At 38.1% G+C, this 17,980-nt stretch carries 18 protein-coding genes and 1 other RNA gene; 3 read left to right on the top strand and 16 right to left on the bottom strand.

Annotated features, from left to right (window positions below; genetic code table 11):
- Positions 1-129: 129 nt before the first annotated feature.
- The 16 genes from galE to tadA all read right to left on the bottom strand — a co-directional run bounded on the left by galE (position 130) and on the right by tadA (position 13,983).
- Positions 130-1,125: a UDP-glucose 4-epimerase GalE gene (galE, locus tag H5R88_RS03635; RefSeq protein ID WP_182578720.1), complete on the bottom strand. Its 996-nt coding sequence runs from the start codon at positions 1,123-1,125 to the stop codon at positions 130-132.
- Between the two features lie 113 nt (positions 1,126-1,238).
- On the bottom strand, positions 1,239-2,210 hold the full coding sequence (locus H5R88_RS03630; protein WP_182600261.1) for a Ppx/GppA family phosphatase: 972 nt from the start codon (positions 2,208-2,210) through the stop codon (positions 1,239-1,241).
- A gap of 3 nt (positions 2,211-2,213) precedes the next feature.
- Positions 2,214-4,454 (bottom strand): RNA degradosome polyphosphate kinase, encoded by a 2,241-nt coding sequence (locus H5R88_RS03625; RefSeq protein ID WP_182578722.1) that lies wholly within the window; start codon positions 4,452-4,454, stop codon positions 2,214-2,216.
- A 1-nt stretch (position 4,455) separates the two neighbouring features.
- Complete coding sequence (locus H5R88_RS03620) at positions 4,456-5,970, bottom strand: exopolyphosphatase (protein WP_182600260.1); 1,515 nt, start codon at positions 5,968-5,970, stop codon at positions 4,456-4,458.
- Between the two features lie 176 nt (positions 5,971-6,146).
- A complete protein-coding gene (locus H5R88_RS03615; protein WP_182600259.1) occupies positions 6,147-6,908 on the bottom strand; it encodes an acyl-[acyl-carrier-protein] thioesterase in 762 nt (253 codons plus the stop codon).
- A gap of 9 nt (positions 6,909-6,917) precedes the next feature.
- Positions 6,918-7,784 carry a 16S rRNA (cytidine(1402)-2'-O)-methyltransferase gene (gene rsmI, locus H5R88_RS03610; RefSeq protein WP_182600258.1) on the bottom strand — a complete coding sequence of 289 codons (867 nt, stop codon included), beginning with the start codon at positions 7,782-7,784 and terminating at the stop codon, positions 6,918-6,920.
- Between the two features lie 8 nt (positions 7,785-7,792).
- The gene (locus H5R88_RS03605) at positions 7,793-8,143 is read right to left on the bottom strand and encodes a DNA replication initiation control protein YabA (RefSeq protein ID WP_182578726.1); all 351 of its coding nucleotides are present in this window, start codon (positions 8,141-8,143) and stop codon (positions 7,793-7,795) included.
- A 10-nt stretch (positions 8,144-8,153) separates the two neighbouring features.
- Entirely contained in the window at positions 8,154-9,167 is a 1,014-nt protein-coding gene (gene holB / locus H5R88_RS03600) for a DNA polymerase III subunit delta' (RefSeq protein ID WP_182600257.1), read from the bottom strand.
- 14 nt (positions 9,168-9,181) lie between these two features.
- The gene (gene darA, locus H5R88_RS03595; protein ID WP_182578728.1) at positions 9,182-9,505 is read right to left on the bottom strand and encodes a cyclic di-AMP receptor DarA; all 324 of its coding nucleotides are present in this window, start codon (positions 9,503-9,505) and stop codon (positions 9,182-9,184) included.
- 18 nt (positions 9,506-9,523) lie between these two features.
- Positions 9,524-10,165, bottom strand: a complete 642-nt coding sequence (gene tmk / locus H5R88_RS03590; protein WP_182578729.1) for a dTMP kinase — start codon at positions 10,163-10,165, stop codon at positions 9,524-9,526.
- Positions 10,166-10,174: 9 nt separating this feature from the next.
- Positions 10,175-10,423 (bottom strand): YaaL family protein, encoded by a 249-nt coding sequence (locus H5R88_RS03585; RefSeq protein WP_182578730.1) that lies wholly within the window; start codon positions 10,421-10,423, stop codon positions 10,175-10,177.
- Between the two features lie 4 nt (positions 10,424-10,427).
- Positions 10,428-11,030: a recombination mediator RecR gene (recR, locus tag H5R88_RS03580; RefSeq protein WP_182578731.1), complete on the bottom strand. Its 603-nt coding sequence runs from the start codon at positions 11,028-11,030 to the stop codon at positions 10,428-10,430.
- 3 nt (positions 11,031-11,033) lie between these two features.
- Positions 11,034-11,342 (bottom strand): YbaB/EbfC family nucleoid-associated protein, encoded by a 309-nt coding sequence (locus tag H5R88_RS03575; protein WP_231794977.1) that lies wholly within the window; start codon positions 11,340-11,342, stop codon positions 11,034-11,036.
- A gap of 20 nt (positions 11,343-11,362) precedes the next feature.
- Positions 11,363-13,198: a DNA polymerase III subunit gamma/tau gene (gene dnaX / locus H5R88_RS03570; protein ID WP_182600255.1), complete on the bottom strand. Its 1,836-nt coding sequence runs from the start codon at positions 13,196-13,198 to the stop codon at positions 11,363-11,365.
- A 139-nt stretch (positions 13,199-13,337) separates the two neighbouring features.
- Positions 13,338-13,435, bottom strand: an RNA gene (ffs, locus tag H5R88_RS03565) — signal recognition particle sRNA small type.
- Positions 13,436-13,470: 35 nt separating this feature from the next.
- Positions 13,471-13,983 carry a tRNA adenosine(34) deaminase TadA gene (gene tadA, locus H5R88_RS03560; protein ID WP_182600254.1) on the bottom strand — a complete coding sequence of 171 codons (513 nt, stop codon included), beginning with the start codon at positions 13,981-13,983 and terminating at the stop codon, positions 13,471-13,473.
- 256 nt (positions 13,984-14,239) lie between these two features.
- Between tadA and nrdH the strand changes: the two genes are divergently transcribed.
- The 3 genes from nrdH to nrdF all read left to right on the top strand — a co-directional run bounded on the left by nrdH (position 14,240) and on the right by nrdF (position 17,868).
- On the top strand, positions 14,240-14,461 hold the full coding sequence (gene nrdH / locus H5R88_RS03555) for a glutaredoxin-like protein NrdH (RefSeq protein WP_003666324.1): 222 nt from the start codon (positions 14,240-14,242) through the stop codon (positions 14,459-14,461).
- 99 nt (positions 14,462-14,560) lie between these two features.
- The gene (gene nrdE, locus H5R88_RS03550) at positions 14,561-16,732 is read left to right on the top strand and encodes a class 1b ribonucleoside-diphosphate reductase subunit alpha (protein WP_182600253.1); all 2,172 of its coding nucleotides are present in this window, start codon (positions 14,561-14,563) and stop codon (positions 16,730-16,732) included.
- A gap of 116 nt (positions 16,733-16,848) precedes the next feature.
- Positions 16,849-17,868 carry a class 1b ribonucleoside-diphosphate reductase subunit beta gene (gene nrdF, locus H5R88_RS03545; RefSeq protein WP_182600252.1) on the top strand — a complete coding sequence of 340 codons (1,020 nt, stop codon included), beginning with the start codon at positions 16,849-16,851 and terminating at the stop codon, positions 17,866-17,868.
- Positions 17,869-17,980: the final 112 nt, after the last annotated feature.

Here is a 17,980-nt window from a genome sequence, read left to right as displayed (position 1 = left end):
AACCAAACTCCACTTCAATATGAGCAGAATCTAGTTGCCTAGAAAAATATTTATAAAGCAAGAACATACAGGTTCCAACTTTAAGGGTACACGTCACTGAGAGCCTGTTTATTATTTTAAAACCGTTTATTAGTCGCGATCATCATAACCCTTTGGATGAGTTGAATGCCACTTCCACGCAGTTGCAATAATATCGTGAACATCATCATACTTAGGGTTCCATCCAAGGATACTACGAGCCTTATCACTAGCAGCCACTAATGAATCTGGATCTCCTGGACGACGGGGGGCCATTTTAGCTGGAATAGGTTTACCCGTAACTTCACGCGCTGCTTCTAGCATTTGCTTGTTAGAGAAACCGGTAGACGAACCAAGATTAAACGCATTACTCTTATTACCTTCCTCAAGATACTTAATAGCAAGAATATGCGCATCTGCCAAATCCATAACGTGAACATAATCACGAACATTCGTACCATCAGGGGTGTTGTAATCGTCCCCAAAGATACTTAATTCATCACGTTTTCCTTGCGCAACCTGAAGAATAATTGGAACTAAGTGTGTTTCGGGACCGTGGTCTTCACCGATTGTACCATCAGGAGCAGCCCCCGCAACGTTAAAGTAGCGGAGAGCAACAAACTTAATACCATAAGCCTTATCAGCCCACGCCATCATTTCTTCCATCATTAACTTACTCAAGCCATATGGGTTAATTGGCTTTTGTGGGTCTGTTTCCTTAATTGGCATATGTTCCGGAACCCCATAAGTAGCAGCAGTTGAACTAAAGACAATATACTTAATATCATGATCATGCATCGCTTCAAGCAAAGTAATCATTCCACCAGTATTGTTATCAAAGTACTTCAATGGCTTACTCATTGATTCCGGTACAATTGAGAAAGCAGCAAAGTGAACAACTGCGGTAATATCTTCATTGTCAAAAATCTTATCTAAGAATTGACGATCACGAATGTCACCTTCGTAAAACTTAGCCTTAGGATTAATAGCATCTCGGTGACCCGTTGATAAGTTATCAGCAACTACTACATCCTCACCATTTTCAATAAGATCTTTTACCATATGGGAACCGATATATCCGGCACCACCAGCAACTAAAATTGACATCTTGTTTCCTCCTTGATCCAACTAAAGCTTTCATAGTGATTGTAGCACAGTTTTACTGTTTCTAATTAGTAAAATTTAGTAAAAAATAGTAAATATTTAATCAGGATTTTTTCTTACAATGAAGATTTTAACTGACCAAAATTAATCTGCTGCTCAAGGTACTTAAATAGTAAACCTTCTCTTAGGCCACTATTGCTAAAACTAATCTCATTAATTGATAACTGCCGTACAAGTGAGATCAAGGGAAGCAACCCTCCAACGATTACATCTGCTCGTACCTTAGTAATCCCACGGAAACTTGCTCGCGTTTGTCGATCCGCCTCTAATAACTGCCGCATAATCAAAAATGCTTCTTCTGAACGCATTGTTAGTCCATGAACTGGTCTGACCTCCTCAGGATTAAGGGCCTGTTGCCATCGATATACCTTTGCCAATGTACGATTACATCCCCCGAGTGCGACAATTTTTGTTTCTCGCATTCGATTCAGCCATAACTGCTGAGAGAGAACCTCATCAATTTTAACCATGGCATCGAATAAATCTGCTGGATTAATTTGATCTTCAAGGTGGTAAGTTTGTGCAATGCTAACGGAACCAATTGGAATACTAACGGTTTCTTCTGCTTCACCATTATTCACCGAGATCAATTCCATACTTGCTCCCCCCGTATCAACAATTATTCCCTTATCAATTGGAAGAGTCTGGTTAACCCCAACATAATCAAGATATGCTTCTCGTTCCCCACTAATTACATGAATTTCAAAACCAGTTTCTTGCTGAATTTTTTCAAGAAATTGCAGTTGATTTTGTGCTTGACGAACCGCAGCAGTCGCCACTGCAATAATTGTCAGCCTCTTATTTTGATATCGGTCACAAATTGCACGGAATTCTTTTAAGGCCTCAATTGTTCTCTTTATGGGAGTTGCCTTCAACATTTTTTCCGGTCCCATATTAGAAGCCAGACGGACATATCTTTTTTCATATTGAACCGTTTCAAAACTTCCATTATCTTGAATTTTTGTTATTTTAAGCCGAACTGAATTTGAACCTAAATCAAGAATTGCAAGGTACTGCTCATTACTCATAAATCACTCATCCTTTCGCTCATCTAAATGAAGATTGGGAACATGGCGAGTTAAAGTTTCAAAAACAGAAGAGAAATGTTTTTTTGCTTTCTTCTCCTTTTTCTCACGCGCATTCAATTTCATTGCTTGTTTGACAAAGTATTCTTGTGAACTAAATGGTGCGGCGTCACCACGATCGATTCGTTCATAACGGTCTCCTACTAATCGACGAGCTTTAACATTATCTTTCCACATAACATTAAAAATGTGAATTGCATGAGCCTTTGTGTCTGGCTGAGTAACGGGATACAATTCTTCAACCCGCCGATTAAGATTTCTTGTCATCATATCTGCACTTGCAAGGTAAACTTCTTCATGCCCATTACTCTTAAAGTAGTAGATCCGTGAGTGTTCAAGGAACCGCCCAATAATCGAATGAACCTCGATATTGCCATGTAGTTCCGGTAAGTCATTTCTGAGACAGGTAATTCCTCGAATCAATAATTCAACCTTAACTCCACTAGCAGCAGCTGCATATAGGCGGGCAATAATTTGCTTATCAGATAAAGAGTTCATCTTCATCCGAATTAACGCTGGATTACCATTTTTAACATTTTTAATCTGCTCGTCAATTTTTGCATTAATAAACTTCCGGATTCCGTCAGGCGATACCCGTAGTTCATTGAAATATCCCGGACGTGCAAATCCTGACAGCATATTAAACAGATTCGTCATATCAATACCTAGTTCATAATCACAAGTAAACAACCCCATATCAGTATAAAAATGAGCCGTTACATCATTATAGTTACCAGTCCCTAAGTGCATATATCGCCGAAGCCCATCCTCATCACGACGAATAACCAGAGCAACTTTACAGTGCGTTTTAAGGCCAACTAACCCGTAAATAACGTGGCATCCCATTTGTTCAAGGCGTTGCGCCCAGCGAACATTATTTCGTTCATCAAACCGCGCCTTAACTTCAACTAATACCGTTACTTGCTTTCCCTGTTGGGCTGCCATTCCAAGGTACTTAATGATCGGCGAATTACCAGAGACCCGGTAAAGTGTCATCTTAATTGCTAAAACTTCGGGATCGATTGCCGCCTGATGAATAAAATTAACCACTGCCTGAAAATTATCATAGGGGTGTTGCATTAAGTAATCTTTCTGGCGAATCGAAGAAAAAATATTATGATCCATATCTAACGCTGGATTGAGGTAGGGCTTATATGGCGGATAGCGGAGGTCATCATGACCATCAACCATCCCCGATAATTTTTTCAAAAAAGTTAAATCGACAGGACCATCTACTTCATATAGTGATCGTTCACTTACATGAAGATTATCAATTAACTGATCCTTTAACCATTTATCAACTGAGGCTGGAACCTCTAGACGCATCACCTGGCCATGTTCCCGTTCCCGCAATTGCCGTTTGACTGCTCGGAGCAAATCAGATGTATCTTCTTCGGCCACATCTAAGTCCATATCCCGCATAACTCGATATGATGCAGTAGCTAATATCTCATATCCAGGAAAAAGGGCACTAAGGAATTCAGTAATAATTTCATCAATCAAAATAAAACTATTTTCTCCTGGCAACCGTACTAACCTATTATAGATTTCTGGAACACGGACTGTTGCAAATTTGATATCTGCTTCCTGTCGATCATCATGTGGTTCCACTTGCGGACGATGGACTTCCTGATCCCCTTCTAAAATCTCTGCAACTGGGTTAGTTGTTAAATGGATCTGACGTTGCAGTTGAACAGCAATATTTAAGGAATTGTTAGAGATAAAAGGAAACGGTCGTGAGGCATCGTCTGCCATGGGAGTTAAAACTGGCATCAACTCATCATTAAAGTACCGACGAATAAATTCATATTGCTTCTCATCAAGTTTATGGACATGAATAATCTGGATATTGTTTCTTGCAAGTTCGGGAATGATTTGCTGGTTATACACTTCGTAGCGTTGCTTAACCATTCGGTGCTCTTTTTCGTTTACCGCATCTAACTGCTCTTCTGGGGTTAAACCAGATGCATCAGTAGTAGTGACATTGGCAGCAGCAAGCTTATGAAGCGATGCAACACGCACCATAAAGAATTCATCAACATTGCTTTGAGTAATTCCTAAGAAGTTAGCACGTTCTAACAATGGATTGGCAGTATCAGTAGCCTCTCCTAGTACCCGACCATTAAAGTCAATCCAACTCAATTCCCGATTAACATAATTCTGTGGCTTATAAAACTCCTTATACATTTTAATGATCGTTCCTCTCCGTTAAAACCGGTTCAATTCCGTATACATCCTTAAATAATTGCGACTTTTCACTAAAAGACCACTTTTCCAGGACAAGGTCATCATTAGCTGTTGCTTTAATAATTAAACGGCCATCTTCTACTAACTTCAATTTGATACTTGAAATTTTTTGCAACCGTGAATCATCTAATGCATCCACTAATCGCAAAATGGCGGCTAATTTTGCTACTGGCATCTGGATCTCATCATCGAGGTGGCGGTAATGAGCTTGACTAATATTTGGCGATTCTGCACTATGATATCTTGCCACTTCAGCAATAATTCGATTATCTTTATCCGAAAGGCCGATTAGAGAAATAGCCTCCATAATATATGCAGAGTGGCGGTAGTGCCCCCGTTGATTAATAAAATTACCAATGTCATCAATTTTACTAGCAATTTCTAATAACAATCGCTCATGTTGACCAAGACGATGAATTGGGCGTAATTGATCAAAAAATTGGAGTGAAAAGCGTGTTACAAAATCCCGATGAGCCGAATCAACACCGTATCGTGAAGAAATATTATCAGTAGCGGTTCTGATCATTTCATTAATTTGACGTCTTGTTTTAGGATTGGCAACCCCAATCCCATGGGAAATTCCATCCATTGTCGAAATATCAGTTACATAAAGGCCGGCTGGTTGAATTAAGCGAACCGTTCGCGCCGTTACCAAATAATTTGGTAATAATAATTCAAATTGCTGATCATCAATCTGAATATTTTTCATCAAGCCATCTTTTACTGGCGATAAAATTTTTTGGTAATCATCATGAAATTCATCTAGCGATACTTCAGCAATTTGCTGATCATTTGGTAAAAATAGTTTATTGAGTGAGAGGGCGTTTTGCACCATCATTACTGTATGCTTTTTCTTTGTCAGTTCTGGAGTTAAATACTCTAATTTACTACTAATGTAATCTTGAATAATTTCAGTTGGATTAGTAGCAGTTTTTCGGAGACGGCCCACCAAATAACTGATTTTTGCATTTCCAAGATCAATATCCCATGCACGTTCAAAGCTTCCATGATGAAAATAAGCTAAGGTAGTTGAGCTAAGGCCGATGCTTAAAAGATACATATTGTGCTTACTAAGTTTCTCAAAATTTGGCAATAAGGTTAAAAGGTAACTCATTGACTGTGCCATTAGTTGGTTATTATTTAACCATTCAATCTGTAATCCTGTCCGAACTTCTAACTGGTCGGCCACATACCGGGCTGCAACAGGGTCAAGGTCTTCTAAGTCGCCATAAAACTTAACTGAGGTTGCTTGATAATCATTGATAATCTGTTTAAATCCTTCAATATTGTTAACAATTGTAGGCATATTTTCTGAATAATTAGCAACTTTAGCGTTTCCGATATTTAGAAGGCCCGATCGAATATTATTTATCACTTTTAAAGTAGGTATCTCAATAATCCGTAAATTAACCTGGTCGGGTTCGAGGTAAATAATCGCCGTTAAAGATCTTTTCACGTCAACTCACTCCTCATAATTACTACTATTCATAGAATATCATCTTCCTTTAAATGTCTCTACATTTAACCATTCAAGATCCTTTCGTCCATATTTAGGAATTTAGGACTAAAAAATAAAATAGCAACTAATTTCCTGCTTAGAAACCAGTCGCTATCATCCATTGATTAATTTTTTTAATACCATTCTATTTCAGCAATTGCATCATTCTGCTCACCAACACCAATCTGATGGTAAGTTACTTTTTCATCATTTGTTTGAAGTTTATTAACTTTACTTTCCACAATTTCCCCATTGCGCACCTCTTGAAGATACTGCAAATTAAAGCTCTTTATCTGATTTTCTCGTAGGAAATCACGGCCAAGAGGATCTAGAAGCCAGTCAAAATAACGAGCATTATTAACATGGTGATTAGCATCCAGGTCAAAATAACGAACTCGATAATCCTTCTTTATTACCGGAGCATTTTCATCCAATTTTTGAGGTCGCTTTAGACGAGGGATCCGTTTAGCAATAGGAGCATTAAACGGTTCAATTAAGGCTGATGGAATTGATTGCATTCGCCGAGTCCTTAGATTCATAAACACAAAAATCGACCTAATTCGCGCATATTCAATCTGGTGTTCTTTATCTGTTATCCAAAAATCACGAACGGCAAAAAAACGGTTATAAGAAACGGCTTGGGTTCCTAAAATAACTGTTTCACCAAAGGTAGGTTGCTTTGAAGAAAGATGTCCTTCATAGCCACTTACTACCCAAGTACCACCAGTAGCGTGTACTTCTTCAGTTCCCATCCCTAAAAACATACTATGCTCATCTGAAACCATGGAAATCATGCTTAATATCATACTCATGCTTGGATTCCCTGTCTCATCACACTCATAATATGTTAGTAAGTGTGGCATTTCAAATATCTGTGCTTCCTGCTTTAATTCCATACTTTTCTCCTACAATTGATGATATTGTTTATACAATTCCTGACGTTTAATATTGTTTTTCTTTGCCACCAACTTAATAGCCGCATTAGTAGAAAGGCCATTTAAAATTTCTTGATCAACCTGCTCGGTTAATGGCAATTCAAGAGCATTATCCTTTGTCACTGTGGGATGTTCATTCCCTGCTACTAGAATAACGAATTCTCCGCGTGGTTGATGTTCTTCAAACCAGGCAGTTACTTCAGCCAGCGTTCCTCTGGTAAATTCTTCATAACGTTTAGTAAGCTCTCGGGCTAAGACAACCCGTCTTTCATCACCAAAAACTTCCGTCATCGTAGCCAAGGTCTTTTTTAAGCGGTGAGGAGCTTCATAAAAGACCATCGTTTCCTCACGATTTTTCAACTGTTCAAGAGCCGTAATTTGTTGTTGATGTTTACGTTCTAAAAAGCCAAAAAAGTAAAACGGCTGAGGAACTAACCCTGAAGCAATTAAAGCCGTTAAGCCGGCATTAGCCCCTGGGAGCGGAATTACCGGTAGTCCTTCTTTAACTGCCGCTGCTACCAACTCTATGCCGGGGTCAGAAATCGAAGGCATCCCGGCATCACTGCACTGCGCAATCGAATAACCAGCCTTTAATTTTTCAATTAATTCTGGAACACGTTGTTCAGTATTATGCTCATGAAAACTGATTTGCCGGGTCGATATATCAAAATGGTTTAATAGTTGCTGAGTATGACGGGTATCTTCAGCAGCGATCAGATCCACTTCTTTCAAAGTTTTAATTGCCCGGAAAGTCATATCATCTAAGTTTCCAATTGGTGTTGGAACTAAATATAAATTTCCTGATTGGTGATCATTAAAACTACTAATTTGCTGCATACTATCTCCTATTTTGTCATTCCTTGTTCATGTCCAAATATTGCATCTAAGCAAAAGGTACACGATTCATTCGGTTCAAGGCGTTTACCATAGTATTCACTACAAACATGAAATCCCTGTTGGTAAAGCTCTTTTAAATTTTGCCGTGATCCGGATAATTGATTTTCGCTATGGTGCGGCTGCTTTTCTTTAATCATCTGACGTAAATGCTTGTTTTCAATTGATAGTTCCACATTTTCTTCAGAGATAGCAATAATTTTTGCCTGTAGTTGCTCCATTTTACTAACCAAATCCTGGGTCTGGTTCATCACCTGCGCAAATTGTTCATAAAGATTATCTGAACTATATTCTTCACTCATCTTTTCGCCCCTAACTAATGCTTAAAACCTGCACAAGCCGAATCGTCAATTGTTCAACAATATTTTGAAAACTAATATTTTGTTCTAACATGTGACGAGTTTCCAACGTTAACTGACTAGCTGCTAACAATTGTTGTGGAGAGTATTTTTTAACTACTTCACCTATTTCTCCTAAAATATTATTAAAATGAAGGCGGTTGGCAACTTTAATTTCCGAATTGACCATTAGAGTATCACGCCAGATTAAGGTAATTAGGTCCAGAACTACTTGTTGTTTATCCCGGTCGGTAGCTAATTTTTGCAGAATTGTCTGAACATCAACAAAGCCTAACATCCCATTTCGCGTCGTATCCTGATACCACTGAATGACTCCTTTAATCGCACTCTCAAACCAATTATCTTCTTGCCATTGTTCAATCATTGCGACGGAATCTGTAATTCCAACAGCAATCTGTTGTTGGGATTGTGGAATATTATGTTCAGTTAGAACGGTTAACAATGCATCTCGTTTTAATGGTGGTAGTTCAACTACCTGTGTTCGTGATCGAATCGTTGGTAAAACAGCACTTTTATTAGTCGTAAGCATAAAAATATAAACGCCAGCCCCTGGTTCTTCAATAAACTTAAGAAGACTATTCGCTGCACCGTTTGTCATTTTATCAGCATCTTTAATAATAAAAATTTTCTTATTGCCTTCCACCGCACTCTTAGAAAACTCTGCTTTTAAATGCCGAATCTCGTCAACTTTGATTTGACGCCCTTCTGGAGCAGCATAAACAACGTCAGGATGGTTTCCAGATAAGATTCGCTGACATTCGGCACAAGTTAAGTCTGGTTTATTGTCTTGGGGATGAAGACAAAATAACCGTAACGATAACCACTGGGCAATTGACATCTTTCCTGAACCACCTTGCCCAACCAACAAATAAGCATGGGCAAGTTCTTTATTTGATAATATTTTTTGAAAACGAGTAATTATTGCTGGTTGTAATTTTTCCGCACGTGTTTGTCCTTGTTCAGCCAACCATCTTCACCCACTTAAAATTTAATGAAGTCTTCTACCGGCAAGACAAAGACAGTTGCGCCACCAATCTTTACATTGACCGGAAATGCCGAACCTCCCTCAACATCCATATGCATTTGTGAGGTAACATACTGTTCACGTGACTCGGCATTTTCCTTAATTACTGATAGGACTTCTTGAACACGTTCGTCCTCAATCCCAATTAAAAATGTTGCATTGCCTTCACGAAGGAAACCACCAGTTGTTGATAATTGAGTAACATGAATATCAGCTTTATTAAATGCTTTCCGTAAACGATTGCTATCTTTTGATTGAACAATTGCAATAATCATTTTCATTATTAATCACCCTTTTTATTAAAATAAGTCTGAAAACCGGTCATGAATTGTTGCTTGTACATCCTCAATTACTTTTTCTAATGGCTGGCTTGCATCAATTAACTTTATTCGTCCTGGATAATTTTTGTAAAGTTTTAAGTAAGATTGTCGAACAGTGCGATGAAAATCAAGCTTTTCCTTATCCAATCGATTAACTTGATTGGCACGATGCTCGGCTATCCGTCTTAAACCAACCTCCGATTCAATATCAAGGTAAATTGTCAATATAGGCATCAACCCATCAATTGCAAACTGATTAATCTGCCAAATTTCTTTTTCGCCAAGGCCACGACCAGCTCCCTGGTAAGCAATGGAGCTATCGATAAATCGATCACACAAAATAACTTTGCCTGCTTGCAGGCCTGGAATTATTTCTGAAACAATGTGTTGCCGACGAGCTGCGGCAAATAACAAGGCTTCCGTCCGGCCATCCATATCGGTATTCTGCCCATCAAATAAGATCTGACGAATTTGCTCAGAAATCTTATTTCCGCCCGGTTCACGAGTATACATAACTTTTTCTGCGCCAAGCTGGTCTACTAATTTTTGTTGAATCTGTCGGATTACGCTTGTCTTACCAGCTCCATCTGGCCCTTCAAATGATATAAATTTACCGTCCATTTCTCTCTCCTAACGATCAATTACTCCATCATTTAACGTTCCATGGACTTTAAATTTACGAGCAATCTTATATAGGTATAAAAATTTTTGTTCTTGAATCCGAGAACGGTAATGAAGCTCACTATTAACGTTTGCTTCATACACCGCCCGTTCAGTTTCACGTGCATGATCCCAACTAGCCTTAGTAGAGTACACCGCTTCTAAAAGGCGTTGATTTCGTTCGTGTTCCACTTCTCTCGCCGGCCGTTTAAAAAACATTCTCTTACATCTCCGTTCGCCCTTGTACTGCTTTGAATAACGTCATCTCATCAGCATAGTCAATATCAGCACCAACTGATAACCCATGCGCTAACCGAGTAACTTTAATTCCCGCAGGCTTAATTAACTTGGCAAGGTAACCGGCTGTTAACTCACCATCAGATGAAGCATTCGTCGCAATAATAATTTCTTTTACTTCATCATCTTTCTTTAACCGTTTAAGTAAACTTGTAATATTAATATCTTCGGGACCTGTTCCTGCAACTGGCGAAATAACACCATGAAGAACATGGTATAAGCCATGATATTCATGCATTCGTTCCATTGCCATAACGTCTTGTGACTGCTCAACAACTAAAATTTGCGAATGGTCACGAGTCTTATCACGGCAAATTGGACAAGGATCACTTTCGGTAATATTGCCACAAATACTACAGTTATGAAGATCTCTTTTAGCAGACAGAAGAGATTTAGCAAAGTTCGTTACATCATCTTCTTGCATACTGAGAGTATAGAACGCCAACCGTGTTGCGGTCTTTTGGCCGATTCCTGGCAACTTAGTATAACTTTCAATTAATTTTGCTAATGGTTCTGGATATTGGATCACCTTTTACAACCCCATACCTTGTGTATATTTACCAAGCTTTTGTTGCGTAGCATCGTTAACTTGCTTCATTCCATCTTTTACAGCAGCAATTACTAAGTCCTGAAGCATATCAATGTCATCTGGATCAACTGCTTCTGGCTTAATCTTTAAGTCAACTAATTGGTTATCCCCGCTAAATGTTGCAGTCACCATATCATCTGGTGCTTTCCCCACAAATTCCTGCTTAGCAAGTTCTTCATGTTCTGCCATCATTTTCTTTTGCATTGCCTTAGCTTGCTTCATCATTTGCTGCATATTCATTCCACGCATCATAATATCATCCATCCTTTTTCTTAATTATCTTCTATTTTAACAATATCACTACCAAATAACTTCTGTGCTGTTGCTACTTGATTATCTTCCTGAGGCGCTATCTCTGCAGTCGGCGTTTCCCCTTCTGACGGTAGCGGTGGTTCATCCCTGGTCACAGACGGAATAACAGGTGATTGTTCACTCCCACTAGTAGCCTGTGCATTTCGCTTAGAATCCTGTGCCTTTGGTTGTTTATTACCAAAGCCATGATCCTTAATAAAGTCCTGACGAATTCTTGGCCATTTATCCTTAGGCACAAAAACAACTTGCCGTTCATTGCCCGTTAAACGTTGTAAAGCACTCTCCATATTTTTTAACAACGTCGTGTCATCAGCAGCCTGCTGGAACAAGAAAGGATAATCAAAGGCAACGATTATCCCGACGGCACTAGCCGCAACTGGTTGCGAAACATGGAGTAAGGATCGTTGTGGCACTGATAATAAGTTCAACATATCTCCCCACAACTCACGGACATTTATCAAATCTTGACGAGTAGCATTTTCTAGTACCGGGTAAATCTTATTGAGATTAACCTGTACTTTCTTTTGTTGCACTCGTGGCTGCTCATTTTGTTGACGCGGTAATGGTCGACTATCCTTTGAAGGAGCATCCTGTAATTGCTTAACTGTTTGCTGCAATTGCTGAATTTCCTGTTGTAATTTTTCAATAGTTTTATCAGCCTCAGGATTGGTAGCCAAAGAGGTCATTGGTGTTAATTGAGTATTTTTTTGTGATTTGATTTGTGCAAGCTTAATTGTAAGAACTTCTAGATATACATCTGGATGAGTCGTAAAACGCATTTCTTCCTGAATGTTGTTTAGTTCATCAATCATCTGGTATAGGGTCTCTGAAGGAGCAAGTTGAACAATCTCCTCAAAGTCTTCCTTTTTTAGTCCTGTGCTTTCAACACTAATCAAACTCGGCGACTCTTGGTACAACAAGATGTCACGAATAAAGGAAATCAAGTCCTCAATAAAGCGCTGACCGTCTTTTCCTTCATCCAAAATATCTTTCATAGTATCAAGAGCAGTCGCCCCTTCATGCTTACTAATTTCCAAAAAGTACTTTTTTAATAACTGTTTAGTAACACTTCCCGTAACTAGTAACGCATCGTCCAACTTTACCTCATTATCACTGAAAGAAAGAACCTGGTCAAGGATACTCAACGCATCCCGCATTCCTCCTTCAGCTGCATTTGCAATTACCCATAATGCTTTCTCATCATAAGTAACTTCCTTTTGATTGAGGATATATTTCATTCGATTAAATGCATCTTCTACTGAAATTCGTCTGAAATCAAATCGTTGAACCCGCGAAATAATCGTTAAAGGAATTTTATGGGGTTCTGTAGTTGCAAGAATAAAAATCACATTGGCGGGTGGTTCTTCAAGAGTCTTTAATAATGCATTAAAGGCTCCCGTTGAAAGCATATGAACTTCATCAATTATATAAACTTTATAATCCGCCTGAGTAGGAGCATATTTTGCCTTATCCCGAATATCACGAATTTCTTCAACCCCATTATTAGAAGCAGCATCAATTTCAATTACATCATTCAATTGACCGTTCGTAATTGCCTTACAAATCTCACACTCATTACATGGTTCACCATCCTTAGAATGATGGCAATTAACCGCCTTAGCAAAAATTTTTGCCGCTGAGGTTTTACCAGTACCACGTGGACCAGCGAACAAGTATGCATGGCTTATCTGGTGAGTGATAATTGCGTTTTTTAGGGTTCTTGTAACAATCTGTTGACCGACAAGATCATCGAATCGCTGTGGTCGCCAGACACGATATAATGCCTGATAACTCATCGCTAGACTCCCTTTCTGAATTTAAAATACTATAAAATATTATACAAGGAATTAAGCACATAAAGTAGTTAAATTATATTTTAACGAAAATTTAAAAATAAAAAAGACCCGCAATAAACCATTACGAGTCGACTTAATTATCAATAAAACTTAGAGCACAAGGTATATCATACTTAGTGCTGCTTCCTTCCAGACCTGACACGGTTCGTAAGCATACCCTTGCTCTAAGGCCTTACGGCAAATAGTATAATACACTATTTTTCTTTAAATTACTAGGGGTTAGTCTTATTTTTTCGGCGGGCTTCTTTACGACGCTGCCGAATTTCACGGAAAAAATTTTTTAACATTTGACTACACTCATCCCCTAAAATACCAGAATAGACATTAACTTGATGGTTCAGGCGTGAATCATTTAAGAGGTGGTACAAGCTATCAACCGCCCCGGCTTTCGGATCAAATGCTCCATAATAAACATTTTTTATCCGTGCATTGATAATCGCACCGCTACACATAATACACGGCTCTAACGTAACATATAAGTCACAATCCTCTAGCCGCCAACTTCCTAAATTCGTGCATGCTTCCATAATAGCAAGCATTTCTGCATGATAGGTAACATCTTGAAACTTTTCACGCATATTATGACCACGTCCAATTACCTGTCCATTGCAGACAACAACTGCCCCAATCGGAACTTCATCTAAAATTCTGGCCTGTTTGGCTTCCGCAATAGCCATTTTCATAAATTTTTGTTGTTCATACAGTGACGAATTATTTTTTTCCATTCTTTTTCTCCAACTACTTAAAATTCCCCTACTTTTCAGTGTATAATAATAGACTAGTTTTTCAAATAAATTTTATTAATCACCTGCTTAAGTAATTCATCAAAAAAGTTTCACAGGTGTTAATTACCAGTTCAAGCACTATATATTGTGTTTCACTATTTTGCTAGCACGAAATATAGTGCTTTTTTTATTGATTTTTTCTGATTCATCATTATACTAGAAAACATCGACTAATCGTTTAGGAGGCCTCAAAAAGATGGTAACTGTATTTTCAAAAAATAATTGTATCCAATGCAAGATGACAAAACGTTTCCTTGAGCAGCACAAAATTTCATTTATTGAACACAACATCGATGAACAACCAGAATACATATCGCAACTTAAGTCTGAAGGTTTTATGGCGACTCCAGTTGTAAAGCTTCCTAATGGGCAGGCTTTTTCTGGTTTTCGTCCTGATCAATTAAACCAACTTGCCTAAGTTTAAATAAACTAATATTTGGCCAGGCATCAATGCGCTATTGGTGTGCTGGCTTCTTTATTGACATAATTGAATTAATTCAGAAAGTGAGTTATTAATATGGCGTTATCCGATATCGATATGACCAAAGTTAAATATTATGATTATAACAACGAAGTAAATATCCCCAAAAACGGTCAAATCCAACTAGATAAAGATAAATTGGCCTTGAAAGACTTTATCAAAAATAATGTTGAGCCGAATACCAAAAAATTTTCTTCACTAAAAGAACGCTTTCAATGGTTAGAAGAGAATGATTACATTGAAAAGGGATTTATGAATAAATATAGTGAAGCATTTATTGAAAAACTTTACGATTATTTAAAAGCACAAGATTTTCACTTCCATTCTTTTATGGCCGCTTATAAGTTTTATGCTCAATATGCCTTACGAACAAATGATAAAGAATACTACCTTGAAAACTATATCGATCGGGTCGCAATGAATGCTCTTTACCTCGCTAATGGTAATAAGGAGTTAGCAATGCAACTTGCTGATGAACTCATCCACCAACGTTATCAACCTGCGACTCCAACCTTCCTTAATGTTGGGCGCAAACGTCGTGGTGAATTTGTTAGTTGTTTTGCCATTCAAACGACCGACGATATGAATACCATCGGCCGAACAATTAATTCTGCCCTCCAACTTTCTAAAATTGGTGGTGGTGTTGGAATCAATTTAAGTAACCTTCGTGAAGCTGGTGCACCGATTAAAAAAATACAAGGTGCTGCCAGTGGAGTTGTTCCTGTAATGAAGCTCTTAGAAGATAGTTTCTCCTATTCCAATCAACTTGGACAACGCCAGGGAGCTGGAGTCGTCTATCTTAGTGTCTTTCACCCTGATATCATTGAATTCTTAGGAGCAAAAAAGGAAAATGCTGATGAAAAGATTCGCTTAAAGACACTTTCACTTGGAATTACTGTTCCTGATAAGTTTTATGAATTAGTAGAACAAAATGCTGATATGTACTTGTTTAGTCCCTATGATGTTGAACGAGTATATGGGATGCCGTTCTCCTATGTCGATATCACCAAAGAATATGACAATTTAGTAGCAAACAATGATATTCGAAAGAAGAAAGTCAACGCCCGGGACTTGGAGGACGAAATCAGTAAGCTTCAACAAGAATCAGGTTATCCTTATATTATAAATATTGATACTGAAAACCGGGATAATCCGATTGATGGAAAAATTGTGATGAGTAATTTATGTTCAGAGATTGCTCAAGTACAAGTACCAGCTCGAGTAGGTGATGATCAATCATATTCAGAAATGGGAATTGATATCAGTTGTAATCTTGGTTCAACCAACATTGCTAATATGATGGAAAGTCCTAACTTTGGTAAATCGGTTAAGGCTATGATGCGGGGACTTACCCGAATTAGTGATGTAGAAGACCTAGATGTTGTTCCAACTATTCAAAACGGAAATCGCCTTGCCCATTCAGTTGGCTTAGGAGCAATGGGATTGCATAGCTACCTCGCTAAGCACCATATTCAATACGGAAGTCCAGTTGCAATTGAATTTACAGGTGTTTACTTTATGCTCTTAAACTATTGGTCATTAGTAGCATCAAATGAAATTGCCAAAGAGCGTCAAGAAGCTTTCCATGATTTTGAGAATAGTAAATATGCAGATGGTTCCTATTTTGAAAAATACGTCACTAAGAATTGGGGACCACAATCTGATGTTGTTAAAGATCTTTTTAAAGGTATCTTCATTCCTGGAATTGAAGATTGGAAAAAATTAAAAGAAAATGTAATGAAAGATGGCCTTTATAATCAATACCGGCTTGCTGTAGCACCAAATGGTTCAACTTCTTACATTAATGATTCAACTGCTAGTTTACATCCGATTATTAACCGGATTGAAGAACGGCAGGAAAAGATGATCGGTAAAATTTATTATCCGGCTCCATATCTTTCAAACGATACAATGCCTTACTATCACTCAGCTTATGATATGGATATGCGAAAAGTAATTGATACATACGCTGCTGCTCAGCAACATGTCGATCAATCACTTTCAATGACCCTTTTCATGCGTTCAACAATCCCTGCTGGTCTTTATGAATGGAAGAATGGACGCACGGATAAAATGACTACCCGTGATCTAAATATCTTACGGCACTATGCTTATAAACGAGGTATCAAGTCAATCTACTACATTCGAACATTTACTGATGATCGTGATGAGATTGGTGCAAATCAATGTGAAAGCTGTGTTATCTAAGCCTAATCAGAATTTGATTTAAACGTTGGGCATTGGTAAACTTGATATTATGTATACAAATGGTTTTTAGGTAGAAGTTTTTACCAAAAAACAACGTATTTGGAGGAGCTCAATCAATGAAACTGGAAGAATTTAAACCTGTAAATCAATATAAAGCGATCAATTGGAATGAAGTTTCTGACATGATCGATAAAGCCACATGGGAAAAACTAACAGAGCAATTCTGGCTTGATACCCGAATTCCTGTTGCTAATGATATGGATGATTGGCGTGAACTAGATGATGATCATCAATGGACAGTTGGCCATGTTTTCGGTGGCTTAACCCTTCTTGATACTGTTCAATCAGAGGCTGGCTTAACGGCCCTTAAAGAAGATATCAAAACACCTCATGAAACAGCCGTTCTTAACAATATTCAATTCATGGAATCGGTTCATGCTAAGAGTTACTCAACAATCTTCTCTACCCTTAATACTCCAGATCAAATTAAAGAAATTTTTGAATGGTCGGATACTGAAGAATACTTACAAAATAAAGCTGTAAAGATTGCTAATATGTATCTTGATCCAAGCCAAGATCCATTAAAAAAGAAAGTGGCTAATGTTTTCCTTGAAACGTTCTTGTTCTATTCTGGTTTCTATACTCCTTTATATTATCTTGGACACAACAAGTTAAACAACGTTGCTGAAATCATCAAGCTAATTTTACGGGATGAATCAGTTCACGGAACATATATTGGATACAAGTTCCAAGTCGGATTACGTGATCGTACTGAAAAGCAACAACAAGACATGAAGGACTGGATGTATAACTTTCTTTATGAACTTTATGATAATGAAGAAAAGTACACTCACCTTCTTTATGATCAGATCGGCTGGACAGATGATGTCTTAACCTTTATCCGTTACAATGCTAACAAAGCCCTTATGAACCTTGGTCAAGATCCATTATTTCCTGATACTGCTTCGGACGTAAACCCAGTTGTTATGAACGGAATTTCGACTTCAACTTCTAACCACGATTTTTTTAGCCAGGTCGGTAATGGATATCGCATGGGGGCCGTTGAAGCAATGAATGATAGCGATTATGACGTTAAAGATCCAAATGCTGGAAAAGACATTAATGCTCGCGATTAAAAAAACACCATTCTTCTTGACGTGTACCCCCAGAGTTGGAAATCAACTCTGGGGGTATTTTATATGACCAAAATTAGCGTTAAAACTAAACTTAAAGCTGTTGAAGAATATG

It is taken from the genome of Limosilactobacillus agrestis, assembly GCF_014145585.1.
In the GTDB taxonomy this organism is placed as follows: Bacteria; Bacillota; Bacilli; order Lactobacillales; family Lactobacillaceae; genus Limosilactobacillus; species Limosilactobacillus agrestis.
This window is presented reverse-complemented; position numbering and strand designations above follow the sequence as displayed.